The sequence below is a fragment of the Burkholderia sp. BCC1993 genome, from assembly GCF_905339865.1.
GTDB lineage: Bacteria > Pseudomonadota > Gammaproteobacteria > Burkholderiales > Burkholderiaceae > Burkholderia.
Genome location: NZ_CAJPGZ010000025.1, coordinates 24,167 through 49,593, shown reverse-complemented (window position 1 = coordinate 49,593; position 25,427 = coordinate 24,167). Strand labels below are relative to the sequence as shown.

Sequence of the window (25,427 nt, the reverse complement as noted above, 5' to 3'; positions counted from 1 at the left end):
CGCTGACCATGAAAATTGCCATCCTCGACGACTACCAGGACGCCGTCCGCAAGCTGAACTGCTTCGAGATGCTTGCCGAGCACGACGTGAAGGTCTTCAACAACACGGTGCGCGGCCTGGGGCAACTCGCGAGCCGCCTGGCGGAAGTCGAGGCGCTCGTGCTGATTCGCGAGCGCACGCCGATTTCGTCGCAACTGCTCGCCAAGCTGCCGAACCTGCGCATGATCAGCCAGACCGGCCGCATCTCGAGCCACATCGACCTCGAAGCGTGTACCGACCGCGGCATCGCGGTGCTCGAAGGTACGGGTTCGCCGGTCGCGCCCGCCGAGCTGACCTGGGCGCTCGTGATGGCCGCCCAGCGCCGCATTCCGCAATACGTCGCGAACCTGAAGCAGGGTGCGTGGCAGCAGTCGGGCCTGAAGACGTCGGCGCTGCCGCCGAACTTCGGCCTCGGCCAGGTGCTGCGCGGCCAGACGCTCGGCATCTGGGGTTACGGCAAGATCGGCCGGCTGGTCGCCGGCTACGGCAAGGCGTTCGGGATGAACGTGCTGATCTGGGGCCGCGAGCATTCGCTCGAGGCCGCGCGCGCCGACGGCTATACGGCCGCCGAGAGCCGCGAAGCGCTGTTCGAGCAGAGCGACGTGCTGTCGCTGCACCTGCGCATGCACGACGACACGCGCGGGATCGTCAAGCAGGAAGACCTGATGCGGATGAAGCCGACATCGCTGCTCGTCAACACGAGCCGTGCCGAGCTGCTCGAGGAAAACGCGCTCGTCAACGCGCTGTCGCACAACCGTCCGGGGATGGTCGCGATCGACGTGTTCGAGAGCGAGCCGATCCTGCAGGGCTACAGCCTGCTGCGGATGGAAAACGTGATCTGCACGCCGCACATCGGCTACGTCGAGCGCGAAAGCTACGAGCTCTATTTCAGCGCGGCGTTCAAGAACATCCTCGCATTCGACCAGGGCGATATGTCGAGCGTCGTCAATCCGGAAGCGCTGACGCCGCGCCGCGTGCGCTGACGGACTCCGACCGGTGCTGACCGGCACGGGCCGCGCTCGCCGCGCGGCCCTGCTGCCGGCTTCCCGCCTTCCCCGCTTCAGGCGGCCACGCGGCCGCCCGTCATCGCGTCGACGCGCGTGAGGAAGTGCTCGCCGTCGCGCCGTCCGAGGTCGTATGCATGCCGCATCTGCGACGGACTCGTGTAATCCCAGCTCGAAATCGGCACCTTGCTCGACGGCTGTACATACAGCCGCCGCTGGTCGCCGTGCGCGACCGTGAACATCTGCGGGCGCGGATACAGCCGCGTGACGAGCACCAGCACGTCGCCCGGCGACGCGTCGAGCGCGTCGACCGGCACGTTGTCGACCATCCCGCCGTCGAGTACCGGCCGGCCGCCGCGGCGCAGCACCGGCGTGAACGGCGGCGTGCACGACGACTGCAGGATCAGGTCGGCGAGTTCTTCGACACTCGCGCACGCTTGCGCGCGCACGAACTCGGGCCGGAAACCGAGCGTGCGCCCGAGCGTCGGGTGCAGCGTCTTGCGCAGGTACTTTTCGATGTTGTATGCGACGAGGCCCGCGGCGACCGCACTGCGCGCGCCGAGCCAGCGCGGCACGTGCGACACGCCGATGCGGATCTCCGGCGCGTCGGCGAGCCGCGGGAACGGCTCGCCGTAGATGTCGAGCAGCGCCTGACGGTAGATCCGGTAATGCGGAAACACCGGCTCGCGGCCGAACAGGTTGCCCCAGTACGCGTTCTTGCGGTTGTGGCGCAGCGCTTCCTCGTAATAGCGCATCACCCACGCGGCGTCGCGTGTATACAGCATGCAGGCGGTCGCCGCGCCGGCCGAGATCCCTGCGATCACGCGCGGGCGCAAGCCGAGCGCCGGCTGCGCGACGTCCCAGAAGCCGGCCTGCCACCAGCAGCGATTGCCGCCGCCCGCGAAGACGATCTGGTCGAACATCGCGCCGCTCAGCTGACGAGCGCGTAGGTCGACGTCGCGTGAACGGCCATCTTGCCGTCCTCGTCGAACAGCTCGACTTCGCCGAATACCAGGTTGCGGCCCATCCGCAGCACGCGCGCGGTGACGAGCACGTCGCCCTTGCGCACCGGACGCATGAAGTTCGTGTTCAGCGAGACGGTGGTCATCGGCCGGAACTCGCCGAGCGCGGCCGAGATCGCGACCACCATCGCGGTGTCGGCCGCGGCCGTGAACACCTGGCCGCAGATGACGCCGCCCGAATGACGGAATTCGCCGGAAAACGGCAAGCGCATCGTGACGCTGTCGTCGCCGATCGATACGGGGACCAGACCGAGCGAGCGGACCCACGGGGCCAGCAGGCGATCCAGCAATTCGCGGACTGCGTTTTCGTCCATCTTCGAATGTCCAGAAAACGTTGCGCGACCGCCGCGCAACGGGTGTGGACGTCATCATACCGGGAGCGCGCCAACTGCGATGGCTCATTACCGCACCGACAGCCGCCGTCGCCGCAACGAAATATTTTGAGGAAATTCGCAGAAAGGGCTTGCCAAGTCCCAAATACACGGGCATAATCTTTCTTCTGTTGGGGGCGTTAGCTCAGTTGGTAGAGCAGCGGACTCTTAATCCGTAGGTCGAGTGTTCGAGTCACTCACGCCCCACCAGGAATTCCAAAGGCCGGTCAGCGCAAGCTGACCGGCCTTTTTCCATTTCCGGCGCCGCCCGGCCTCTCCCCCTCCTCGCGACAGGCAATCACATTGATGCCTCGCCCAGACACTTTCCGCTAGAATCGTCCGACAAATATCACACGACCGGGACGGCGATCGCCGTATCGCCGCCGGCACTGAGAGAGCATGGGACGTCAGACATGGAATCATGTGAACGAGACGCGACCATTCAGAGGGCATGGTCACGCCGACAACGGCACGCACATCGTGTCGCCCCCTTCCCCCGATCGCATCCGGGCCCGTCGCGTGACGCGCACTACGGATCCGGCCATGCCGCGTAAGGACGCGCTCGTCGCACTCGCGCTCGGCGTTGCGCTGCTCGTGGTTGCAGCCATGCTCGCCGTCACCGCGAGTCATGCGGCCGGCGACCTGATCCGTACGCCGGGCACGGTCGTGCGCATCGTGCAGGACAGCGACGCGATGCGCGCATACCGCCCGATCGTCGCCTATCTCGCGAACGACGGCCGCCGCCGCGAAGTCGCCGGCAATACCGCATCGGTGGTCCCGGCATACGACATCGGCGAAAGCGTGGACGTCCTGGTCGATCCGGCCCATCCGAACCGTCCCGCGCTGATCGACGATTTCACGCAACGCTGGTTGCCCGTCGCGGTGCCGGCGCTGCTTGCAGTCGCATCGCTGGCGCTCGGCAGCCTGCTGTACGTGAACGCGCGCCGCGGCCGGCAAGCCGACGCGCTGTCCGCGCCGGCCGTCCGCAAAACGGTCCGGCGCCGCTGGAACATCGCGATCGTGCTAATTCCGATCGCGATCGGCACCGGCTTCCTGGCCGGCGCCGGCGCCGCCGGCCTGCGCCAGTGGCAGATCGCCCGCCATTACGCGCACTCGACCGGCCATGTCGTCGAGATCGCCGAAACCGCCCAATCGTCCCGCACGCACACGTCGCTCTATTCGGCGACCATCGCGTTCACGACCGACAGCGGCCGCCCCGTCACGTTCGCGCAAGGCTCGACCTCATCGCGCCCCGGGCTGTACGAAGGCGAGGTGGTCAACGTGCTGTACGACCCCGTCACGCCCGAGCGCGCAGTCATCGACCGGTTCTGGGACCGGTGGGGGCTCACGGCCATCCTGTTCGCGATCGGCGTGCCGTTCCTCGTCGCCGGACTGTTCGTCGTCGGGGCGCTGTGGCCCGAGCCTCGGCCGCACGAACTCGCTGAATGACGAACGCGGAAGAACCGGGCCGTCAACGCCGCGCCCCCGGCTTCACCGCTCCCTGAACGCCTCCACCTTCGCGCGGTTCCCGCACGTGCGCATGTCGCACCAGCGGCGTCCGACGCCGCGGCCGCGATCGACGAAGAACCACGTACAGCGGCCGCACTGCCGCACGCGCGCGAAGTCGTCGCCGCGCAGCAGATGCTCGAACCCGAGCGCGGCCGCGTCGATCCAGCGCGACGCGGCGCGCGCATCGGGCCGCCACGCGAAGCGGCCGTCGACCGCGTCGAATCTGCTGCGCCCGATCGCATCGAGAATCGCCTCGGCGAGCCGGTCCGCCGCTCGCGCGCCGGCACTGCCGCCTTCGCCGGCCGTCAGGTGCGCGAGCGCCGCATACGCATCCTCGCGAAAACCGTGCAGCGCGGCGAGTTCGTCCGCGCCGTCCTGCCGGGGATGACGCAGAAACCGCGTCAGGTCGGCCTCCCCCAGCAACCCCGACTTCCCGGCCCAGGCACGCACGGCCGGCCAGTCGACGAGTTTGTCCTCATCGCGCGTCTTGCCCGTGTCCGCTACCGTGTTCAGGAAATCGAGCGCTGGATGGCCGCCGACGAAATCGGCCGCGCGCCATGTATGCGCCGGTCGCGCAGGCTCGTGTCGAGTAACCATTTATTTCCACCTATCGGTTTCATATCCGAATGAACAGGCGTAACCTGTTAACAACCAAAACAGGTTAGCACGGAGGCACCGATGCTCGAGCTCGCCAATCGCTACAATTTTGAAGGTCACCGGATCGCATGGGGCACGCTCGGCGAAGGGCCGCCGCTCGTGCTCGTGCACGGGACGCCGTTCTCGTCGCAGGTGTGGCGCCGCATCGCGCCCTGGCTCGCACGGCGTCATCGCGTGTTCTTCTACGACCTGCTCGGCTACGGCCAGTCGGACATGCCCGACACGGACGTTTCGCTCGGCCGGCAGAACCTGCTGTTCGGCGCGCTGCTCGACGAATGGAAACTTTCACGCCCGCGCGTACTCGCGCACGACTACGGCGGCGCAACCGTGCTGCGCGCGCATTTCCTCGACGGCATCGCGTATTCGGACCTGACACTCGTGAACCCCGTCGCGATCGCGCCGCAAGGCTCGCCGTTCGTGCGCCACGTCGCGCAGCACGAAGCCGCGTTCACCGGGCTGCCGGCGTATGCGCATCACGCACTCGTGTCGGCCTATATCGGCAATGCGGTCGCACGGCCGTTGAGCGACGACGTGCTGTCGATCTACCGCTCGCCATGGCTCACGCCGGCCGGCCAGCCGGCGTTCTATCGGCAGATCGCGCAGATGCGCCAGCGCTATATCGAGGAAGCCGAGGCCCGTTATGCGCCGCCGGACTTTCCGGTGCGCATCGTGTGGGGCGAGGACGACGCGTGGATTCCGCGCGAACAGGGGCAGGCGCTCGCCGATCGCATCGCGGGCGGCACGCTGATCCGCGTGCCGCGCGCGGGGCACCTGGTCCAGGAGGATGCGCCCGAGGCGATCGTCGCCGCGGTGCTCGACGCGCACGGACAGGATTGATCGCCCACGCAGCCGCGTGGCGTAGCCAATCAGAAGGCCGGCACGCCCTGCGCGAGCGTCGCGACGAACCTCGCGGTGCGCGGATCGCGCGGCCGCCCGAACAGCTCGCGTGATGCGCCGGCCTCGACCACCCGGCCATCCGCGAGAAACACCGCATCGTGCGCGACCGACGCGGCCAGGCGCAGGTCGTGCGTGGCCATCAGCATCGTCGTGCCTTCCCGCGCGAGCTGGCGCAGCACTTCGACGACTTCGACGGACAATTCGGGATCGAGCGCGGACGTCGGCTCGTCGCACAGCAGCACCTGCGGCGACGGCGCGAGCGCGCGTGCGATGGCCACGCGCTGCTGCTGGCCGCCCGACAGCGTCGCGGGCCATGCGTCGGCCTTGTCGGCGATACCGACCTTGTCCAGCAACGCGAGCGCCCGTTCGCGCGCCTGCTCGCGCGGCCAGCGCTGCACGGTCACGAGCCCTTCCATCACGTTCTGCACGACGCTCAGGTGCGGAAACAACTGGAAGTTCTGGAACACCATGCCCGTCTGACGGCGCACCGCGAACACGTGATCGCGCGACGGGCGACGCCCCGCCGCGAAGTCGATGCGGGCGTCGCCGACCGTGAGCGCGCCCGTCTCCGGCACTTCGAGCAGGTTCACGCAGCGCAGCAGCGTGCTCTTGCCGCTGCCGGACGGCCCGATCAACGCGGTCACGCTGCCGGGCTGCAATGCGAGGTCGATGCCGGTCAACACGCGCTGCGCGCCGAACGATTTGTCGATGCGTTCGAGACGGATCATCGCAACTCCGCGTGGAACAGCGCATGGCGCCCGAAGCGGAGCTCGAGCCGACGTTGCAGCGACGAGAGCACCGAGCTGAACAGCAGATAGATCAGCGCGGCCTCGGTATAGAGGATCAGCGGCTCGTAGGTGACGGCCGCGATGCGCTGCGCGGCCTGGAAGATCTCGGGAACGGTCAGCACGGCCGCGAGCGACGTGTCCTTTACCAGCGAGATGAACGAGTTCGACAGCGCGGGCAGCGCGACGCGCGCGGCCTGCGGCAGGATCGCGCGGCGCAGCGCCTGCGCGCGCGTCATCGCCATCGAGTACGCGGCTTCCCACTGCCCTTTCGGGATCGATTCGATCACGCCGCGGATCACCTCGGCGTTGTACGCGCCGACGTTAAGCGAGAAGCCGATCACGGCGGCGGTCAGCGGATCGAGCACGATGCCGACGTTCGGCAATCCGTAGAAGATCACGAACAGCTGCACGAGCAGCGGCGAGCCGCGAAACAGCCAGATGTAGAAACGTATTGCGGCCTGCGCCCAGCGCGGCCCGAACAGGCGCGCGAGCGCCGCGCCGAACGCGAGCAGCAGGCCGATCGCGAACGACGCGAGCGTGAGCGGAACCGTGAACACGAGCCCCGCCACCAGCAGGGGCCGCAGCGATTCCGCCATCAGGTGCAACCAGGGCGGCATCGGTCAGCCTCGCGTCACGGCTGCGACACGTCGCGGCCGAAGTACTTCTGCGAGATCTTCGCGTAGGTGCCGTCGGCCTTGAGGTCCGCGAGCGCCTTGTCGATCGCCGCCACCAGCGCCGGGCTGCCCTTGCGCAGCAGCACGCCCGATGCATCGCCGGCGCCGGTCGTGTCGGTCGCCGCGATCTTCAGTTTCGCGTCGGGCTTGTGCTTGCGGAAATCGAGGTACGACAGCGAATCGTTGATCGTCGCGTCGACGCGTCCTGCGCTCAGCAGGTCGATCGATTCGTTGAAGCCCTGCACGGGCACCACGTCCGCGCCGTGCGCGGCCGCGAGCTTGCCGAAATTGCTGGTCAGCGTGTTCGCGGATTTCTTGCCCTTCAGGTCGTCGAACGAGCGGATCGACGTGTTGTCCGCGCGCACGATCAGCACCGCGTGGGACGTGATGTACGGCGTCGAGAAATCGTATTTCGCCTTGCGCGCATCGGTGATCGACACTTCGTTGACGACCGCGTCGTAGCGGTTCACGTCGAGGCCCGCGATCAGCCCGTCCCACTTGCCTTCGACGAACTCCGCCTTCACGCCGAGCCGTTGCGCGATCGCGCTCGCGATGTCGACGTCGAAGCCGGTCAGCTTGCCCGACGCATCGTGATACGTGAACGGCGCGTACGTGCCTTCGGTGCCGACCCGGAACACGCCGGCCGACTTGATCTGCGACAGGTCGTCGGCAGCCAGCGCGCTCGTGGCCGCGACGGCCTGCAGCAGCGCGACGAGCAGAATGGATCGGATGAATTTCATGGTACGGACCCCGAACGATGGAAGGGAGTGAACCCGCCGGCCCGAGCGGCCGCACGAGAGGTCCGCGAATTCTACCGACGCGCCGATGCGCGGCAAAAACGCAAATCCGCTAACGATATGAGTGCGTGGAATAACGCGCCGGCCAGCCACGCTCATTGCCCAGACGAAATCCGTCGCGATGCCGCGCGGCGATCGTCTGACGAATCGTTACCGGCGGTTACAGAAGCGACACTGCGGTATCACCCATTCGGCATGCGCTACGTACCATGAAGGCACGTAAAACGATTGCTCGCGGGCCTTGTCCCGACGAACGGAGTGAACGGCAAATGAGACGCATCCTGTTGTCCTGCGCCCTCGGCATCGCGGCCGCCTGCCTGTCGGCAAGCGCATTCGCGCGTGCCGACGTCGGCGTGTATTTCGGCGTGCCGGGGCCGGTGGTCGAAGCGCCGCCGCCTGTCTATTACGTGCCGCCGCCCGTCGTGTACGAGCCGGCGCCCGCCTATTACGCCCCGTACTACGGCGAATATCGCTACCGCCGCTACCGGCACGACAACGGCTGGCATCGCGGCTGGCGACATCACCGCGGCGACGACGACGATTGACCATCGTCTCGCGGCCATCGCGGCCGCATCCCGCCGGGGAGAAATTGCGCGCGCCGGCCGTCGAGCCGGCGCGTCCGCATCACACACCGCTTACCACGGCAGCGAATAGGTCTTCGTGTTCGTGAAGCTCTTCATCGCCTCCTGCACGCCTTCCTTGTAGCCGAGGCCCGAATCCTTCACGCCGCCGAACGGCGTCAGTTCGAGCCGGTAGCCCGGCACCTCGCGCACGTTCACGCTGCCGACTTCCAGCTCCGTGATGAAGCGCGTGATGCTGTCGAAGCGGTTCGTGCAGACCGACGACGACAACGCGTAGTCGGTGCTGTTCGACATCCGGATCGCCTCGTCGATGTCGCGAAAACGCATGATCGGCGACACGGGCCCGAACGTCTCGTACTTCACGAGCGGCATGTCGGGCGTCACGCGATCGACGACGGTCGGTGAATACAGCGCACCGTCGCGCACGTTGCCGACCAGCAGCCGCGCACCGCGCGCAATCGCGTCGTTCACCTGCTGCTCGCAGAACTTCGCGGCCGCTTCGTCGATCACGGTGCCCATGTCGACCGACGGATCGGCCGGGTTCCCGTATGCCCACGCGCGGGTTTTCTCGACGACCAGCTCGGTGAAGCGATCGGCCACCGCCTCGTGCACGAGCATCCGCTTGATCGCGGTGCAGCGCTGCCCCGAGTTCTTGTACGAACCCGATACGGCGAGCGTGCTCGCTTCGTCGAGATCGGCGTCTTCCATCACGATGATCGGATCGTTGCCGCCGAGTTCGAGCACCGCGCGCCGGTAGCCCATCCGCGCCGCGATCGACTTGCCGATCGACACGCCGCCGGTGAACGTGATCAGGTCGATCGCCGGGTTCGTGATCAGCTCGTCCGCGATGTCCTTCGGATCGCCGGTGATCACCTGCAGCATCTGCGGCGGCAGGCCGGCTTCATACAGGATGTCCGCGAACAGGTAGCACGACAGCGGCACCTTCTCCGACGGCTTCACGACGATCCGGTTGTTGGTCGCGACCGACGGCACCACCTTGTGCGCGACCTGGTTCATCGGATGGTTGAACGGCGTGATCGCGGAAATCACGCCGAGCAGCGGTTCGCGCTGCGTGTACACGCGGCGCTTCTTGCCGTGCGGCGTCAGATCGCACGAGAAGATCTGCCCGTCGTCCTTCAGCACTTCGCCCGCGCCGAACGTGAGCACGTCGGCCACGCGCCCGGCTTCATACGTCGAATCCTTGATGCACAAGCCGGCCTCGGCCGTGATCAGCGCCGCGATCCCGGCGGTGCGCGCACGCACGATGTCGGCCGCGCGGCGCAGGATCGCCGCGCGTTCGTGGCGCGTGAGCGACGGCCGGTAGGCACGCGCGACCGCGAATGCGCGCCGCACGTCGTCGAGCGTCGCCTTCGGCACGGTGCCGACGAGCGAGCCGTCGTACGGGTTGCGCACTTCGATTACCGCGTCGCGATAAATCCGCTCACCATCGATTCGTAGTGCTTCACGATGAACCGTGCGAACCTCCGTCGATGCTGCAATGGCGTTCATGAGTGTCTCCTGGCGGATGCGTCCGCGTCACTGCAGATGGTTGAGCGCGATGTCGATGATGTCGAAATTGCGCAGCCGCGCGCGGCCCGCGACGTCGGTCGCGACCGGCTTGCTGAAGATCAGCGGCACGATCTGCTCGGAGATCCCGCCGTGCGAGCGCAGCGGCACGTCGAGGCCCGACAGGTCATGCTTGATGCGGCGCGTGCCGAGCACGACGTCCTGCTTCGAGATCACGATCAGGTCGCCCATCCGCTCGGGCGGCAGCTCGAAGCGCGCGCAGCCTTCAGCGCCCGTCAGCACGACCTCGATGCCGTCCACCGCGGCGAGCCGCGCGCGCAGCGCGTCGGCATCGGCGGAATCCGGCACGTAGACGGTTGCGAACGAGCCGAGCGCGCCGTGGTGCACGACGTACGGATCGGTGATCGGCAGGATCACGCGCGCCGCGTCGTGGCCGAGCCATGCGTCGAACAGCTCCTGCAGGTAGATCACGTTCGGCTCGCCGGTCTCGCCGTCGTGCTTCGCGTTCATCCCGTGGTCGGCCGTGATCGCGACGATCGCGCCGAGTTCGTCGAGCCGCTTCAGGTAGCGGTCCATCATCTGGTAGAACGCGTTCGCGCCGTCGGTGCCGGGCGCGCACTTGTGCTGCACGTAGTCGGTCGTCGACAGGTACATCAGGTCGATCGGGCGCGTCTCGAGCAGGCGCACGCCGGCCGCGAACACGAATTCCGACAGGTCCGCGCTGTACACGCTCGGCACCGGCTTGCCGACCAGCTCGAGCACGTTGTCGATGCCGTTTTCCTCGAGGCTCGCCTCGTCGGCCTTTTCCGACGAGAAGCAGATGCCCTTCAGCCCCTTGCCGAGCAGGCGGCGCAGCTTGTCCTTCGCGGTGACGACCGCGACGCGCGCGCCCTGTTCCGCGAAGGTCGCGAGCACGGTGGGCGCGACCAGGTACTTCGGATCGTTCATCAGCACCTCGGCGCCGGTGTCGCGATCGTAGAAGTAATTGCCGCTTATCCCGTGGATCGCCGGCGGCACGCCGGTAACGATAGACAGGTTGTTCGGATTGGTGAAGCTCGGCACCACGCACTCGCCCTTGAGCGCCGTGCCCGGCTTCAGCAGCGTGCGCAGGAACGGCGCGACGCCGGCCTCGGCCGCCATCTCGAGATACTCATAGGCGCAGCCGTCGACGCAGACCACCACCACGGGGCGGCTCATCCAGTTGTAGCGGCGGCCGTTCACTTCCACGGATACAGGCGTTTCAGTCATGACGTTCAGTCCTTTCGGTTCGAAGGGGTTGAGCTGTCGGCGCCCGCGCCGCGCCGAGGAGGTGTTTTCCATGCTTGACATTAAAATTGATGATTTGTAGATTGTCAACAACATGCAGAGAACAGAAAGCAAAAGACGGAAACACGAGGCAGTACGAAGAGGGCTGGTCTCCACTCATCCGCCGCATGCCGCGGAGCCACGGTCAAGGGGTCTGAAGATGAACGAAGTGCCGGTACACAAGCGTTTCAATGCATGGGCGACGGGCGCGGCGCGTGTCGCGCTGGCCGCCGCGGTCGCGCTCGGCGCCGCGCAGGCGGCGCATGCGAAGACGTCGCTGCTCGTCTACACCGCGCTGGAGGACGAGGCGATGAAGCCCTACAAGGACGCCTTCGAGAAAGCGAACCCCGACATCGAGATCCGCTGGGTGCGCGACTCGACCGGCTCGGTCACCGCGAAGCTGCTCGCGGAAAAGAACAACCCGCGCGCGGACGTCGTGCTCGGCCTCGCCGCATCGAGCCTCACGCTGCTCGACCTGCAGGGGATGCTGATGCCGTATGCGCCGAAGGGCTTCGACCAGCTCACGCGCAAGTACAGCGACGCGAACACGCCGCCGCACTGGGTCGGCATGGACGTGTGGGGCGCAACGATCTGCTACAACCGCGTCGCCGCGCAGGCGAAGAACATCCCGAAGCCGACGTCGTGGGAAGACCTGACGAAGCCGGTCTACAAAGGCGCGATCGTGATGCCGAGCCCGGTGTCGTCGGGCACCGGCTATCTCGACGTCACCGCGTGGCTGCAGACCTTCGGCGACGACCGCGGCTGGAAATTCATGGACGCGCTCGACAAGAACGTCGCGCAGTACGTGCATTCGGGCTCGAAGCCATGCACGCTCGCCGGCACCGGCGAATTCCCGATCGGCATCTCGTTCGAGTTCCGCGGTCATGAACTGCAGGCGCAGGGTGCGCCGATCGACCTCGTGTTCCCGAAGGAAGGGCTCGGCTGGGACATGGAAGGCACCGCGATCATGAAGACGACCAAGCAGCCCGACGCCGCGAAGAAGCTCGCGGACTTCATGGCGAGCAAGGACGCGAACCAGATCACCGCGCGCTGGTGGGCGATCGTCGCGTACCCGGGCGTCGCGCGCAAGCTCGCCGGCATCCCCGACAACTATGCGGACCTGCTCGTGAAGAACGACTTCGTGTGGTCGGCGAAGAACCGTCAGTCGATCCTCGATACCTGGCAGAAGCGCTACGGGGCGAAAGCACAGCAATGACGCGGCGATAACGCCGCACCAGACAGCGGGGCCGCGACACGCGCCGCCCCGCCTCCCTTCCGATCGTCGTATCCGGCCCGCGTCCGGGCCGCCCGCAGCGTGGAGGCGTGCATGGCACCCTATCTGAGCGTAGAACGCATCGAAAAGCGGTACAACGACACACAGGTCCTCACCGACATCAACCTGAGCGTGATGAAGGGCGAGATGATCTGCTTCCTGGGGCCGTCCGGCTGCGGGAAAACCACGCTGCTGCGGATCATCGCGGGGCTCGAGGCGCAAAGCGCCGGCCATATCATGCAGGACGGCCGCGACATCTCGCGGCTGCCGCCGCAACTGCGCGACTACGGGATCGTGTTCCAGTCGTACGCGCTGTTTCCGAACCTCACCGTCTTCGACAACGTCGCGTACGGGCTCGTGAACCGCAGGATGAAGCGCGACGCGATCCACGCGCGCGTGCATACGCTGCTCGCGCTGGTCGGCCTGCCCGACAGCCATCGCAAGCATCCCGGTCAACTGTCCGGCGGCCAGCAGCAGCGCATCGCACTCGCGCGCGCGCTCGCGACGTCACCCGGCCTGCTGCTGCTCGACGAGCCGCTGTCGGCGCTCGACGCGCGCGTGCGCGTGCGGCTGCGCCAGGAGATCCGCGCGCTGCAGCAGCGGCTCGGCGTGACGACGATCATGGTCACGCACGACCAGGAAGAGGCGCTGTCGATGGCCGACCGCATCGTCGTGATGAATCACGGCGTGATCGAGCAGATCGGCACGCCGCTCGAAATCTACCGGCAGCCCGCGTCGCCGTTCGTCGCGGACTTCATCGGCCGCGTCAACACGATCCCCGCCGAAGTCGCGCAAGACGGCACGCTGCGTGCGGGCGGCGTCGGCTTCGACTGCAGGCATGGCGCGAACCGGCCGGCCCAGGGCGCGGCCGTGTCGGTCTACGTGCGGCCCGAGGATCTGCGCATCCGCGTTCCGGGCGAGACGGCCGACAACGTGCTGGCCGGCCGCGTCGAGAAGCTCGAGTTCCTCGGCGCGTTCTGTCGCGTGAGCTTCCGGATCGACGGGCTCGACGGCCAGGAAATCGTCGCCGACCTGTCGTATCACGACGTCGACCGCACCGGCGTGCAGGCCGGCGCGCGCATCGACCTCGCGCTCGATCGCGAGCATGTCCGCGTGTTCCCGAGCGCGAAGGAGCGACTGCAATGAGCGCCGTCCTCACCGAACGCCGCCGCGGCGCGGCCGCCTCCGCCGACGTGCGGCAGCTCACGCACTGGCACGACCGCATCGCGCAGCTCGCGCTCGTCGCGATGGCCGCCCTGATGTCGCTGTTCCTGCTGCTGCCGCTCGCGCTCGTCGTGCAGAAATGCTTCGTCGACACGGACGGTCGTTTCGTCGGCGCACACAACTTCGTCGAGTATCTCGAGGACAGCGGCGTGCTGCGCTCGATGCTCCATTCGCTGACGGTCGGCGCACTCGTCACGATGATCGTCGTGCCGATGGCGTTCACGTTCGCGTATGCGCTGACGCGCTCGTGCATGCCGCTGAAGAACGCCGCGCGCACGATCGCGCTGCTGCCGCTGCTCGCGCCGACGCTGCTGTCCGCCGTATCGTTCATCTACTGGTTCGGCAACGCGGGGCTGCTCAAGCCGCTCCTGCACGGCCACTCGATCTACGGACTGCCGGGGATCGTGCTGAGCATGGTGTACGCATCGTTTCCGCACGTGCTGATGATCCTCGTCACCGCGCTGTCGCTCGCGGACGGCCGGCTCTATGAAGCCGCCGATGCGATGGGCACGAACCGCACGCGCAAGTTCTTCACGATCACGCTGCCGGGCGCAAAGTACGGGCTGATCAGCGCGACGATGGTGGCCTTCACGATGTGCATCAACGACTTCGGCGTGCCGGTCGTGATCGGCGGTTCGTACAACGTACTGTCGACCGACATCTACAAGCTGATCATCGGGCTGCAGGACTTCAACCGCAGCGCGGTCGTGAGCCTGATGCTGCTGTGCCCGGCGCTCGTCGCGTTCGGCGTCGACTTCTTCATCCGCCGCCGCCAGCAGTCGCAGCTCGGCGCGCGCTCGACGCCGTACCAGCCGAAGCCTTCGCGCGGCTTCGACGCCGCGATGCTCGCATACTGCGCGCTGGTGTGCGCGTTCTTCATCGCGGTGGTCGGCATCTCGGTGTTCGCGTCGTTCGTGAAGTTCTGGCCGTACCAGATGAGCGTCGGGCTGCAGCACTACAAGATGGGATTGATCGGCGCCGGCATCTTCGACGCGTACAAGAACAGCCTGCGGATGGCCGCGACGGTCGCGCTCGGCGGCACGATCGTCGTGTTCGGCGGCGCCTACCTGATCGAGAAGACCCGCGGCGCACGCTGGCTGCGCGGCTTCATCAGCCTGTGCGCGATCCTGCCGATGGGCGTGCCGGGCCTCGTGCTCGGCATCAGCTACATCTTCCTGTTCAACGCGCCGGGCAATCCGCTGAACGGGCTGTACGGGTCGTTGTGGTTGCTCGCGATCGTCACGGTCGTCCACTACTACGCGTCGAGCCACCTGACCGCCGTCACCGCGCTGCGGCAGATCGACAGCGAGTTCGAGGCCGTGTCCGCGTCGCTGAAAGTGCCGTTCTACAAGACCTTCCTGCGCGTGACCGTACCCGTGTGCCTGCCTGCGATCCTGCTGATCGCGCGCTACCTGTTCGTCAACGGGATGACGACGGTCTCCGCCGTCGCGTTCCTGTACTCGCCGGACACGCAGCCCGCCTCCGTCGCGATCCTGAACCTCGACGACGCGGGCCAGATGGGCCCGGCCGCCGCGATGGCGACGCTCGTGCTCGCGACCTCGTCGTTCGCCTGCGTACTGTTCGCGTGCATCTCGCACCGCCTGTTGCGCCGCACGCAGGCCTGGCGCACCCCGCATCGCCGCTGATCCGTTCGCCGCATTCACGTGACGTCCCGACTTCACCAAGGAGACACCATGACGCTCGCCACCCAGCCCATCCTGCTCACCCCCGGCCCCCTGACGACCTCGGACCGCACGCGCGACGCGATGCTGCGCGACTGGGGTTCGTGGGACAGCGACTTCAACGCGATCACCGCGCGGCTGCGCGAACGGCTGCTGCAGATCGTGCACGGCGAAGGCACGCACGAATGCGTGCCGCTGCAGGGTAGCGGCACGTTCTCGGTCGAGGCGGCGATCGGCACGCTCGTGCCGCGCGACGGCCACGTGCTGGTGCCGAACAACGGCGCTTACTGCCAGCGTATCGCGAAGATCTGCCGCGTGCTCGGCCGCACGCTCACGACACTCGACTACAGCGAGGACCGCCGCGTCGATCCGGCCGACGTCGAGCGCGCGCTCGCCGCCGATCCGACCATCACGCACGTCGCGCTCGTGCACTGCGAAACCGGCGCCGGCGTGCTGAACCCGCTGCACGAGGTCGCCCAGGTCGTCGCGAAACACGGCCGCGGACTGATCGTCGACGCGATGAGCTCGTTCGGCGCGATCGACATCGATGCGCGCACGACGCCGTTCGACGCGGTGATCGCCGCGTCCGGCAAGTGTCTCGAAGGCGTGCCGGGGCTCGGCTTCGTGATCGCGAAGCGCACCGCGCTCGAACGCTGCGAAGGCAACAGCCACTCGCTCGCGATGGACCTGTACGACCAGTGGGTCTACATGCAGCGCACGACGCAATGGCGCTTCACGCCGCCCACACACGTGGTCGCGGCGCTCGACGCGGCCGTCGCGCAGTACGTCGACGAAGGCGGGCTCGCCGCGCGCGGCGGCCGCTACCAGCGCAACACTCGCGCGCTGATCGACGGGATGCACGCGCTCGGCTTCCGGCCGTTCCTCGATCCGGCGATCCAGGCGCCGATCATCGTCACGTTCCACGCGCCCGACGATCCGAACTACGACTTCAAGCGGTTTTATCAGGAGGTCAAAAAGCGCGGCTACATTCTGTATCCGGGCAAGCTGACCGAGGTCGACACGTTCCGCGTCGGCTGCATCGGCCACTTCGGCGAGGCCGGCATTCCGGGCGCGGTCGCCGCGATCGCCGACACGCTGAAGGCGATGGGCGTGCGCCGCGTGTCGGCCGAAGCGGCGGCCTGACGCGATGCATCCGCCGCACCGCGGCGCGCGGCCGGTCGCCGTGCGTTGCGGTGGGGCGGGTTCGCTTTCGTTTTGCGTTTTACCGCCGTGTGCGGCACGGCAATTCTCTCGACCCTTACCGGCACGACATCCGATGCGACCCTTCTGGATCGAACAAGCACTGTTCAACGACGGCGATCTCGCCCCCGCGCTGCAGGGCGCGATAAAGGCCGACGTCTGCATCGTCGGCGGCGGCTTCACGGGGCTCTGGACCGCGATCCAGGCGAAGCAGCAGAACCCGGCGCTCGACATCGCGATACTCGAGGCCGACCTGTGCGGCGCTGGCGCGAGCGGGCGCAACGGCGGGTGCCTGCTCACGTGGTCAGCCAAATTCCTGACGCTGCGCCGCCTGTTCGGCGAAGCGGAGGCGATCCGGCTCGTGAAGGCGTCGGAGGCGGCCGTCCAGCACATCGCCGACTTCTGTCGCACGCATCGCATCGATGCCGAACTGCGGCTCGACGGCACGCTGTACACCGCGACGTCGCGCGCGCAGGTCGGCACGCTCGCGCCGGTGCTCGACGCGCTCGCCGCGTGCGGCATCCACAGCTACGAGCCGCTGCCGGCCGCTGAAGTCGCGCGCCGCTCGGGCTCCGCCCGCAATCTCGACGGCGTGTATTCGCCGATCGCCGCGACCGTGCATCCGGGCAAGCTCGTGCGCGGGCTGCGCCGCGTCGCGCTCGAGATGGGGATCCGGATCTACGAGCGCACGCCGCTCGTCGACTTCACGCCGGGGCAGCCGGCCGTCGTACGCACGCCGTCCGGCAGCGTGCGCGCCGGCAAGCTGGTGTTCGCGATCAACGCGTGGATGGCGAGCCGCTTCCCGCAGTTCGAACGCACGATCGCGGTCGTGTCGAGCGACATGGTCATCACCGAGAAATGCCCGGACCTGCTGGAACGGACCGGGCTCGTCGACGGCGTGTCGGTGCTCGATTCGCGGATCTTCGTGTATTACTACCGCACGACCGCCGACGGCCGGTTGATGCTCGGCAAGGGCGGCAACACATTCTCGTGGCGCAGCCGCATCGCGCCGGTGTTCGACCGGCGCTCGCCGTACGAGGCGCAGCTCACGCAGAGCCTGCGCGAATTCTTCCCGTCGCTCGCGGGCGTACCGGTCACCGCGAGCTGGAACGGCCCGTCGGACCGCTCGGTGACGGGCTTCCCGTTCTTCGGCCGCCTCGACGGCGCGCCGAACGTGTTCTACGGCTTCGGCTATTCAGGCAACGGCGTCGGGCCGACCTACATGGGCGGACAGATCCTGTCGTCGCTGGTGCTCGGGCTCGACAACGCGTGGACGCGCAGCCCGATCGTGCGCGGCCCGCTCGGCCATTTCCCGCCGGAGCCGATCCGCTATGTCGGCGCGCACGTGGTGCGCAATGCGATTCGTCGCAAGGAGCGTGCGGAAGACGAAAGCCGGCGGCCGGCGATGGTCGATACGTGGCTCGCGAAATTCGCGAGCGCGGCGGGGAAGGCGGACAAGGCGTGATGGCGGGCGCCATGCAATAAAGGGGCAAGAAACGCACGGCGCTCGTGAACGTTGCGGCGTCGCCGATTTTTATCGAAACGCGTGCATCGCCTCACCAGATCGCGAGCACGCGAAGTCCTTCAATAGAGCGAGTCAAATCACCAGCGTGGTGTCTTCTCTCGAACCGGCGGCGCTGCATGCAAATAACCGCATGACTATAGGACGCGTCCTGCCGCACACACGATCCATCTCTTCGGGTCCACGATTCAAACATGCCGCTATCGCAGTCAATGGAGTCGCACCGAGCAGAAAGCGCCCGGGACGAGGTGCAGCGCGAATAACGCCTTGAATTATCTGCATTGCCAACAAATCGTGGTGCAACGCGATACCATCGACTCCCTCATCAACTCGTCCGACGACATCCGAAGAAATGACACGGTTTCTTCTATTGCCCACACTCATCGTGATGATCAGCGCATGCTCGAAACACCTGGATGAAAAATGGACGGCGCTTCAAGACATGCCTGTCTTCGCCGAACCGAATGACGATCGAACCCAGCCCGTCTTTACGATCAGGAACGGCGAATCCTGCGTGCCATTGACGGATCGCGCCGCAAAAATCTACGCCTACACACAGGTACGCTGCGAGACTGGCACTGGCTGGGTCCTGGACGATTTCTTTGATAAGCGCGGCGGCAAATGATCAACGCGTCGGCGCTCACCACCATCGGCTCGGATCTCGTCACCTTCGGCGGGAACTGAACCCGTCAGGCGCGACGAACATCACGCACCGCAAGTAACCGTGCGAACGATGCAAAAAACAAAAGGCGCTGACCGATCGGTTCAGCGCCCTGTCGCCATCGACGCGCGGTGACCCGCGCCGCACCCGCTCACGCGCCGGCCTTCTCCCGCGCCGCCTTCCCCGCCGCAGGCAATCCCTGCTCGTGCGTGCGGCGCATCCGCGCGAGGCCGTGCGCGACATGCTCGCGCACCAGTGCGACCGCCTTCTCCTCGTCGCCGCCCGCGAGCGCCTGCACGATCTTGTCGTGCTCGGCCGCCGACACCGCGATCGCATCCTCCTCGGCCTCGATCGCGGCCTGGCGCAGCAGCCCGAGCTGGCGCACGAGCCGGCGATAGGTGTCGGTGAGATGCGTATTGCCGACGCCAACCACCATCGCGTCGTGGAACTGCACGTTCAACTCGGTATAGCGCGTGACGTCGTGCGTCTTCGCGGCATCCTTCATCGACTGGATGATACCCTTCAGCACCTTCAGCGTGTCGGGCGAAATGCGTTTCGCGAGCGCGCGCGCGACCGACTCGTCGAGCATCGCGCGCACTTCGTAGATCTCTTCGGCCTCGCGCAGCGGCACGACGCGCACCGTCACGCCGCGGTTCTTCTCGTTGCGCAGCAGCCCGGCCTGCTCGAGCGCGCGGAATGCCTCGCGCACGGGGCCGCGCGACACGTTCAGCTTGGTCGCGATATCGACTTCGTTGAGCTTCTCGCCCGGCGCATATTCGCCGGACACGATCGCGCGCTCGAGCATGTCCTGGACAATCATCGCGAGCGACTGGCTTTGCAGGAGTTCGATGGCGTTGAGCGCGTTCGGGGCAGTCATGGTCGGGCAGGCAGCGACGCTGCGGAAGAAAAACGAGGACGCCATGTCGGCGAATGATCGTTATATACCCTCGGCCCGACATATTGTCAACAGTTTTCAGTTTCCAAAAACCGGTTCCGCGTGCCGGAGTGCAACCGGCACGCGGCATCGTGCGGCCGGCGTGAGCACGCCGGACCGCACGATGCGGGCCTGCCGTCAGGCCGTCTGCTTCACCGGCCCCGGGTCGCTCTGGCTCGGCCGCCCCGTCTCGACGTGGCCCGCGAAGCGGCGCACGACCTTGTCGTCGCCACCGCGCAGCGTGGTCGCGGTGATCGTCAGATCGTACCAGCCGTGGCTCGACGACAGCTCGAAGTGATCCTCGATGCGCTCGCCCGGCTCCAGCGTGTAGCTGCGTGCATGCGCATGGCTGTACGCGTTGTCGACGACCACGCGGCACGCCGCGCGTCCGCTGTTGCGCAGCTGCAGGTACACGTGGCGGTTGCGCACGTCGTAGCCGACCTTCGCTTCCGGGTTCGCGTGGCGGCCGTCCGCGGCCAGCCGCGTGTTGCCCTGGAATTCGCACAGATAGCCGTTCGGGCCATAGGCGGCGAGATGGTAGTCGCCGCGCGCGGCCGACGTGCTCCAGGTATCGGCGAAGCGGTCGTGCGAGGACACCGCGTAACGGCGCGGCGGCGTCGCCGGATTGCGGCGGTCGTACACGTAGAATGCGGCGCCCGCGTCACCCGAGTTCGCGAAATCGAGCGACACGCTGTCGTCGCGGCCGTTCACGCGGGCATGCACGAACAGCTCGTACGGCAGCGCCCGCGCCGGACGCGTGCCGGGCTCCTGCGCCGGCATCGACTGCTGCGCGGGCACCTGGTACGCCTGGCCGGCCGTCTGGATGTGCTGCGGCACCGTGAAGCTCACCGTGCGCGTATCGGGTCGCGCGGAGAAATCGAATGCCGACGTGAGATCGCCGCAGACCGAGCGGCGCCACGCGCTGATGTTCGGCTCCATCACGCCGAAGCGCGCTTCGAGGAAACGCAGCACCGACGTGTGGTCGAACGTTTCCGAGCAGACCCAGCCGCCCTTCGTCCACGGCGAGATGATGATCAGCGGCACGCGCGGCCCGAGGCCGATCGGCTGGATGCCGCCCGGGTCCGCACCCGGCACGAGCGGGCTCATCTCGCCCGGGTACTTGTTCAGGTCGAGCAGTTCGTCGCCGAGGTTCGACAGCAGGTTCGACGACACGATGCCCTGGCCGCCCACGCCGCTCGTCACCGGCGGCACCGGCGGCACGACGTGGTCGAACAGCCCGTCGTTTTCGTCGTAATTGAGGATGAACACCGTCTTCGCCCACACCTCGGGGTTCGACGTCAGCGCCTCGAGCACCATGTTGATGTAGAACGCGCCGTCGGTCGGCGACGCCTGCGGGTGTTCGCTGTACTTGTACGGCGACACGATCCACGACACCTGCGGCAGCCGGTTCGCCTGCACGTCGGCCTTCAGTTCGGCGAGCGTGTGGTCCGACGCGCCCTTGTCGACCAGCGGGCCGCTCGCGCCTTCCTTCACCTGGAAGCGCTTGAAGAACATCAGCGAATTGTCGGTGTAGTTGTCGGTCGGGTCGCCCGGGATGCCCGTGCCGCCCTGGTACAGCTTCCAGCTGATCTTCGCGTTCTCGAGGCGTTCCGCGTAGGTCGTCCACGTGTAGCCGTTCGTGTTGTTGCGCTCGCCGATGCCGGGGCCGTTCGGCTGCGTGCCGTACACGTTGCGCGAATCGATCGTGCCGGTCCACAGGTAGATGCGGTTCGGCGCCGTGTCGGCGTGCGCGGAGCAGAAGTACGAGTCGCAGACCGTGAACGCGTCGGCGAGCGCATAGTGGTACGTGAGGTCCTGGCGCTTCAGGTAGCCCATCGTCAGCACGTCCTGCTTCTGGTTCACCCACTGGTCCCACTGGCCGTTGTTCCAGGACAGGTGGCCGCTGCTCCAGCCGTGGTTGGTGCCCGGCTGGAATTCGGTCGTCTGCTTCGGGTCGAGGTAGAACGGCAGCACGTACGGCGCGGACGGGTCGAGCCCGCGCGAGTGGTAGTTCTTCGTGAACACCGACGCCGGCGGCTGCTGCCACACCGGCGCGCCGCTCGGCAGCAGGTGCGGGCGCGGGTCGTTGAAGCCGCGCACGCCGCGCAGCCCGCCGAAGTAATGGTCGAACGAGCGGTTTTCCTGCATGAAGATCACGACGTGTTCGACGTCGCGGATCGTGCCGGTGCGATAGGCGGCCGGCATCGCAAGCGCCTTGCGGATCGCCGGGGGGAAGCCGGCGTAGGCGGCCATCGCGCCGGCCGACTGGGCGGCGAGGCGCAGGAAATCGCGTCGATTGGTGGCGGACATGAAGAGGATCCTGTGGGTCGGTAAGGGTGGCGCCGGTCGAGCGGGGCCGGCGGTCGGTGCGTTGCCGCTATTACTCCGCACCGGCATGTCCCGGCCGTGACCGGTTCCCGCAGGTTTCTTGCGGTCACCCCCAGCTTTTTTTCGAAGCGGCGCACGACGCACCTTTCATGTGGCCGACACACGCATGCGCTACGCTGACGCGCGATGAAGAGGAGGGAGAAGCCGAGTCGTGTTCGATCAGCTGAAGGCGTTCCACGCGACCGTCCGGCAGGGCAGCATCACGCGCGCCGCGCGCCACCTGGGCGTGAGCCAGCCGACGATCGCCGCGCAGATCCGGCAGGTCGAGCAGCTGTACGGCGTCGAGCTGTTCTATCGCAGCGGCCGCAAGCTCGAGGTCACCGAGACCGGCATCGAGCTGCTGCCGCTCGTCGAGAAGATGATCGCGCTCGAGGCGCAGGCCGACATCATGCTGCGCAACGTCGGCGGCCTGTTCGAAGGCCATCTGCGGATCGGTGCGACCGGGCCGTACTACATCATGGACGCAGTCGGCCGCTTCTCGCACGCGCATCCGTCGATCGCGCTCACGTGCCGGATCGGCAATTCCGAGGAAATCCTGCAAGCGCTGCACGAGTTCCGCATCGACCTCGCGGTGTCGTCACAGCGCAATGACGCGGACGGCCTCGAACGCAAGGTGATCTCGACCGATCCGCTCGTGCTCGTCGTGCATCGCGACCATCCGCTCGCACGCTTCGACGCGATCGACGCCGCGCAGCTCGCCGACGTGCGGCTCCTGATTCGCGAGGAAGGGTCGGTCACGCGCCGCTGCACGGAGACGATCCTCGCGGCGGCCGGGGTCGCGGCCACGTCGGTCGCCGAGATCGGCAGCCGCGAAGCGATCCGCGAGGCGATCCTGCATGGCGTGGGCGGAAGCCTGTTTCCGCGCGGCGAGGCCGAGCGTCACCCGGACCTGCGCGTCGTCGCGCTGCGCGGCGTCGACACGACGATCGACGAATACGTGTACTACCTGAAGGCGCGCCACCAAAGCCCGGCGATCGATGCGTTCCTCGCGTGCATCGTACCGGCGCAGACCGCGACGCACGACGCAACGCACGCGACGCGGCCGGTGCACGCGCGCTGAGCCGCCGCGCGTCACTTCGGCAGCGCGGGGATCATCCACGTCAGCACGTGCTGCTGCAGGAACACGAGCACGCCGAGCAGCAGCGTGAGGATCACGCTGTGCCAGAAGGTGCGCGCGAACACGATGCCTTCCTGCCCCTTCAGGTCGGTCGTCGAGACGCCCGTCGCGATGTTCTGCGGCGAGATCATCTTGCCCATCACGCCGCCCGACGAGTTGGTCGCGGCCATCAGTACCGGATCGAGGCCGAGCTGCCGCGCGGCGACCACCTGCAGGTTGCCGAACAGCGCGTTGCCGGACGTGTCGCTGCCGGACAGGAACACCGCGATCCAGCCGAGCGACGCCGATACGAGCGGGAACAGCGCGCCGGTCGACGCAACACCGGTGCCGAGCGTGTAGCTGATGCCCGAGTAGTTCAGCAGGTACGCGAGCCCGACGATCATCATCACCGTGATGATCGCGATCCACGTCTGCCGCCACGTCTTGACCACGCATTCGAGGAACCCGCCGGCGCCGGTGCGCGTCAGCACGGCCGTGATGATCGCCGACAGGAGGATCGCGGTGCCGGTGCCGAGCGGCTGGAAGTCCCAGATCGCCGCATACGGCTTGTGGTACAGCGACACGAAGACGGCGTTGTGCAGGCCCGGCCACTTGATCTTCACGTCGCCGATCGCCGCGATGTTCGCGTGCACCCAGACGATCACGACCACCGACACGACGATCCACGGCAGCCAGCCGCCGAAGCCCGCGCGCGCGGCGCCGGCCGTGGCGGGCACGCTGCGCGCGAGCGCGTATTGCGGATCGGGCTGCGGCTTCCACACCTGCAGGAAGCCGATCGTGACGATCAGCGACGTGAGCGACGACAGCACGTCGGTGAGCTGGTAGCCGAGGAAGTTCGACGTGACGAACTGCGCGATCGCGAAGCTCGCGCCCGACACGAGCAGCGCGGGCCACAGTTTCGAGATCGAGCGCAGGCCACCGTACGCGCCGACCACGTAGAACGGCAGCAGCAGCGCGAAGAACGGCAGTTGCCGGCCGACCATCGCGCCGAGCGTCGCGGGCGGCAGCGACGTGACCGCGCCGAGCACGGTGATCGGCACGCCGAGCGCGCCGAACGCGACTGGCGCCGTGTTGAACAGCAGCGTGTAGGTGAGCGCTTCGAGCGCGGGGAAGCCGAGCGCGATCAAGAGTGCGCTGGTGATCGCGACCGGCGTGCCGAACCCGGAGATCCCTTCAAGCAGGCAGCCGAAAGAGAACGCGACGACGAGCAGCACGAGGCGGCGGTCGTCGGGCAGGTGGTCGAGCATCCACTGCCGGAACTGGTCGAAGCGGCCCGACTTCACCGCGATGTTGTACAGCAGCAAGGCGTTGAACACGATCCACATCACCGGCACGACCGCGAGCGCCATGCCGGCGCCGACCGCGTTGAACGCGAGGCCGGCCGGCATGCCCCACGCGCCGATCGCGACCGCGAGGCCGGTGACGAGGCCGGCGAGCGACGCCTGCCATGCCGGCCGGCGCAGCACGCCGAGCGCGATCAGCGCGACCGCGATCGGAATCACGGCGACGAGGAACGACAGGAACAGCGAGTTGGCGACGGGCGTCAACGGCTGCGCGAACAGGATGCCGGGCGGCAGGGTTGCGGTGGGATTCATCGTGTCTCGTGTCTCCGTGTCGACAGGAGTTAGCGCTTTAGCGCTTACTCCTGTCCCATGCTTCGCGCTCGACCGGTGTTAGCGCTTTAGCGCTTGCTCCGGTCCCATGCTTCGCGGTCGACAGGAGTTAGCGCTTCAGCGCTTACTCCGGTCCCATGCTTCGCGGTCGACAGGAGTTGGCCCTTCAGCGCTTGCTCCTGTCCCATGCTTCGCGGCCGACAGGAGTTAGCCCTTCAGCGCCTACTCCTGTCCCATGCTTCGCGCTCGACCGGTTGGCGGTGGAACTTGGCGTCCTGGCGCCTGCGCATGCCCCGGCCCCGTATCAAACGTGCGTTCCACGGCGGCGAAGATCGCCCGACGCTTGCGCATGCAACCATGCCGCAGCGCCGACCGATCGGTCGCTTAAAAAAGGTTAGGAGGCGCATCGCGCTTGCACAAGGAGGGCAAGCCCGATGCGCGCGGCGTCGACACACGGAATCCGCCGCATGCTGAACGGCGGCTGGCGCCGCACTGACACGCACGCCAGCAAGCCGCCGGCGCAATGTTGCTCAGGCGACAAAGGTGACTGACGGCGCGCGGGGTGTTTCGTTTGGCATCCGAAGCCTAGACTGGCTGCATCGATTCCGCCCGCGCCGACGAAGGCACGGCGCCGGACACCTC

At 67.2% G+C, this 25,427-nt stretch carries 22 protein-coding genes and 1 tRNA gene; 12 read left to right on the top strand and 11 right to left on the bottom strand.

Going from position 1 to position 25,427, the window contains the following annotated elements; translation table 11 throughout:
• The first annotated feature begins 8 nt into the window (after positions 1 to 8).
• Positions 9 to 1,022 (top strand): D-2-hydroxyacid dehydrogenase family protein, encoded by a 1,014-nt coding sequence (locus U4Y91_RS33120; protein ID WP_044847344.1) that lies wholly within the window; start codon positions 9 to 11, stop codon positions 1,020 to 1,022.
• Between the two features lie 77 nt (positions 1,023 to 1,099).
• Here U4Y91_RS33120 and U4Y91_RS33115 read toward each other — a convergent pair whose 3' ends face one another.
• On the bottom strand, positions 1,100 to 1,966 hold the full coding sequence (locus U4Y91_RS33115) for a patatin-like phospholipase family protein (RefSeq protein ID WP_321808602.1): 867 nt from the start codon (positions 1,964 to 1,966) through the stop codon (positions 1,100 to 1,102).
• Positions 1,967 to 1,974: 8 nt separating this feature from the next.
• On the bottom strand, positions 1,975 to 2,379 hold the full coding sequence (locus U4Y91_RS33110; protein ID WP_044847342.1) for a PaaI family thioesterase: 405 nt from the start codon (positions 2,377 to 2,379) through the stop codon (positions 1,975 to 1,977).
• A gap of 191 nt (positions 2,380 to 2,570) precedes the next feature.
• On the opposite strand from U4Y91_RS33110, the gene U4Y91_RS33105 reads away from it, so the two are divergent.
• Positions 2,571 to 2,646, top strand: a tRNA-Lys gene (locus tag U4Y91_RS33105).
• Positions 2,647 to 2,835: 189 nt separating this feature from the next.
• On the top strand, positions 2,836 to 3,885 hold the full coding sequence (locus U4Y91_RS33100; RefSeq protein ID WP_321808601.1) for a DUF3592 domain-containing protein: 1,050 nt from the start codon (positions 2,836 to 2,838) through the stop codon (positions 3,883 to 3,885).
• Positions 3,886 to 3,927: 42 nt separating this feature from the next.
• Here U4Y91_RS33100 and U4Y91_RS33095 read toward each other — a convergent pair whose 3' ends face one another.
• Entirely contained in the window at positions 3,928 to 4,542 is a 615-nt protein-coding gene (locus U4Y91_RS33095) for a CGNR zinc finger domain-containing protein (protein WP_321808600.1), read from the bottom strand.
• An 81-nt stretch (positions 4,543 to 4,623) separates the two neighbouring features.
• Here U4Y91_RS33095 and U4Y91_RS33090 point away from each other — a divergent pair, with 81 nt between their 5' ends.
• Entirely contained in the window at positions 4,624 to 5,439 is an 816-nt protein-coding gene (locus tag U4Y91_RS33090; RefSeq protein ID WP_321808599.1) for an alpha/beta fold hydrolase, read from the top strand.
• 29 nt (positions 5,440 to 5,468) lie between these two features.
• Here the strand turns inward: U4Y91_RS33090 and U4Y91_RS33085 are convergent, their stop codons facing one another.
• From U4Y91_RS33085 to U4Y91_RS33075, 3 genes are read right to left on the bottom strand one after another with little or no spacing between them, the layout of a single operon-like run.
• Positions 5,469 to 6,227, bottom strand: coding sequence for an amino acid ABC transporter ATP-binding protein (locus U4Y91_RS33085; protein ID WP_321808598.1), 759 nt, complete (start codon positions 6,225 to 6,227; stop codon positions 5,469 to 5,471).
• Positions 6,224 to 6,904 (bottom strand): amino acid ABC transporter permease, encoded by a 681-nt coding sequence (locus U4Y91_RS33080; RefSeq protein ID WP_044847337.1) that lies wholly within the window; start codon positions 6,902 to 6,904, stop codon positions 6,224 to 6,226. Before U4Y91_RS33080 ends, U4Y91_RS33085 begins: the two co-directional genes overlap by 4 nt.
• Before the next feature lie 14 nt (positions 6,905 to 6,918).
• On the bottom strand, positions 6,919 to 7,701 hold the full coding sequence (locus U4Y91_RS33075; protein WP_321808597.1) for an amino acid ABC transporter substrate-binding protein: 783 nt from the start codon (positions 7,699 to 7,701) through the stop codon (positions 6,919 to 6,921).
• A gap of 326 nt (positions 7,702 to 8,027) precedes the next feature.
• On the opposite strand from U4Y91_RS33075, the gene U4Y91_RS33070 reads away from it, so the two are divergent.
• The gene (locus U4Y91_RS33070) at positions 8,028 to 8,303 is read left to right on the top strand and encodes a hypothetical protein (protein WP_321808596.1); all 276 of its coding nucleotides are present in this window, start codon (positions 8,028 to 8,030) and stop codon (positions 8,301 to 8,303) included.
• Between the two features lie 90 nt (positions 8,304 to 8,393).
• On the opposite strand, the gene phnY is transcribed toward U4Y91_RS33070, so the two are convergent.
• A complete protein-coding gene (gene phnY / locus U4Y91_RS33065; RefSeq protein ID WP_321808595.1) occupies positions 8,394 to 9,848 on the bottom strand; it encodes a phosphonoacetaldehyde dehydrogenase in 1,455 nt (484 codons plus the stop codon).
• A 27-nt stretch (positions 9,849 to 9,875) separates the two neighbouring features.
• Complete coding sequence (gene phnA, locus U4Y91_RS33060) at positions 9,876 to 11,114, bottom strand: phosphonoacetate hydrolase (protein ID WP_321808594.1); 1,239 nt, start codon at positions 11,112 to 11,114, stop codon at positions 9,876 to 9,878.
• A gap of 217 nt (positions 11,115 to 11,331) precedes the next feature.
• On the opposite strand from phnA, the gene U4Y91_RS33055 reads away from it, so the two are divergent.
• The 6 genes from U4Y91_RS33055 to U4Y91_RS33030 all read left to right on the top strand — a co-directional run bounded on the left by U4Y91_RS33055 (position 11,332) and on the right by U4Y91_RS33030 (position 18,697).
• Positions 11,332 to 12,387: a putative 2-aminoethylphosphonate ABC transporter substrate-binding protein gene (locus U4Y91_RS33055; protein ID WP_321808593.1), complete on the top strand. Its 1,056-nt coding sequence runs from the start codon at positions 11,332 to 11,334 to the stop codon at positions 12,385 to 12,387.
• 111 nt (positions 12,388 to 12,498) lie between these two features.
• On the top strand, positions 12,499 to 13,590 hold the full coding sequence (locus U4Y91_RS33050; protein ID WP_321808592.1) for a putative 2-aminoethylphosphonate ABC transporter ATP-binding protein: 1,092 nt from the start codon (positions 12,499 to 12,501) through the stop codon (positions 13,588 to 13,590).
• A complete protein-coding gene (locus tag U4Y91_RS33045; RefSeq protein WP_321808591.1) occupies positions 13,587 to 15,314 on the top strand; it encodes a putative 2-aminoethylphosphonate ABC transporter permease subunit in 1,728 nt (575 codons plus the stop codon). Before U4Y91_RS33050 ends, U4Y91_RS33045 begins: the two co-directional genes overlap by 4 nt.
• A 48-nt stretch (positions 15,315 to 15,362) precedes the next feature.
• Positions 15,363 to 16,493, top strand: a complete 1,131-nt coding sequence (locus U4Y91_RS33040; RefSeq protein ID WP_321808590.1) for a 2-aminoethylphosphonate--pyruvate transaminase — start codon at positions 15,363 to 15,365, stop codon at positions 16,491 to 16,493.
• Between the two features lie 133 nt (positions 16,494 to 16,626).
• Positions 16,627 to 18,015, top strand: coding sequence for an FAD-dependent oxidoreductase (locus U4Y91_RS33035; protein WP_321808589.1), 1,389 nt, complete (start codon positions 16,627 to 16,629; stop codon positions 18,013 to 18,015).
• Between the two features lie 409 nt (positions 18,016 to 18,424).
• Positions 18,425 to 18,697 (top strand): hypothetical protein, encoded by a 273-nt coding sequence (locus tag U4Y91_RS33030; RefSeq protein WP_321808588.1) that lies wholly within the window; start codon positions 18,425 to 18,427, stop codon positions 18,695 to 18,697.
• A 187-nt stretch (positions 18,698 to 18,884) separates the two neighbouring features.
• On the opposite strand, the gene U4Y91_RS33025 is transcribed toward U4Y91_RS33030, so the two are convergent.
• Both U4Y91_RS33025 and U4Y91_RS33020 read right to left on the bottom strand, forming a co-directional pair.
• Complete coding sequence (locus U4Y91_RS33025; protein WP_321808587.1) at positions 18,885 to 19,610, bottom strand: phosphonate utilization associated transcriptional regulator; 726 nt, start codon at positions 19,608 to 19,610, stop codon at positions 18,885 to 18,887.
• 195 nt (positions 19,611 to 19,805) lie between these two features.
• Positions 19,806 to 21,977 carry a phosphocholine-specific phospholipase C gene (locus U4Y91_RS33020; RefSeq protein WP_321808586.1) on the bottom strand — a complete coding sequence of 724 codons (2,172 nt, stop codon included), beginning with the start codon at positions 21,975 to 21,977 and terminating at the stop codon, positions 19,806 to 19,808.
• 229 nt (positions 21,978 to 22,206) lie between these two features.
• Between U4Y91_RS33020 and U4Y91_RS33015 the strand changes: the two genes are divergently transcribed.
• On the top strand, positions 22,207 to 23,115 hold the full coding sequence (locus tag U4Y91_RS33015; protein ID WP_321808585.1) for a LysR family transcriptional regulator: 909 nt from the start codon (positions 22,207 to 22,209) through the stop codon (positions 23,113 to 23,115).
• Positions 23,116 to 23,126: 11 nt separating this feature from the next.
• On the opposite strand, the gene U4Y91_RS33010 is transcribed toward U4Y91_RS33015, so the two are convergent.
• Positions 23,127 to 24,767: an L-lactate permease gene (locus U4Y91_RS33010; RefSeq protein WP_321808584.1), complete on the bottom strand. Its 1,641-nt coding sequence runs from the start codon at positions 24,765 to 24,767 to the stop codon at positions 23,127 to 23,129.
• Positions 24,768 to 25,427 lie beyond the last annotated feature (660 nt).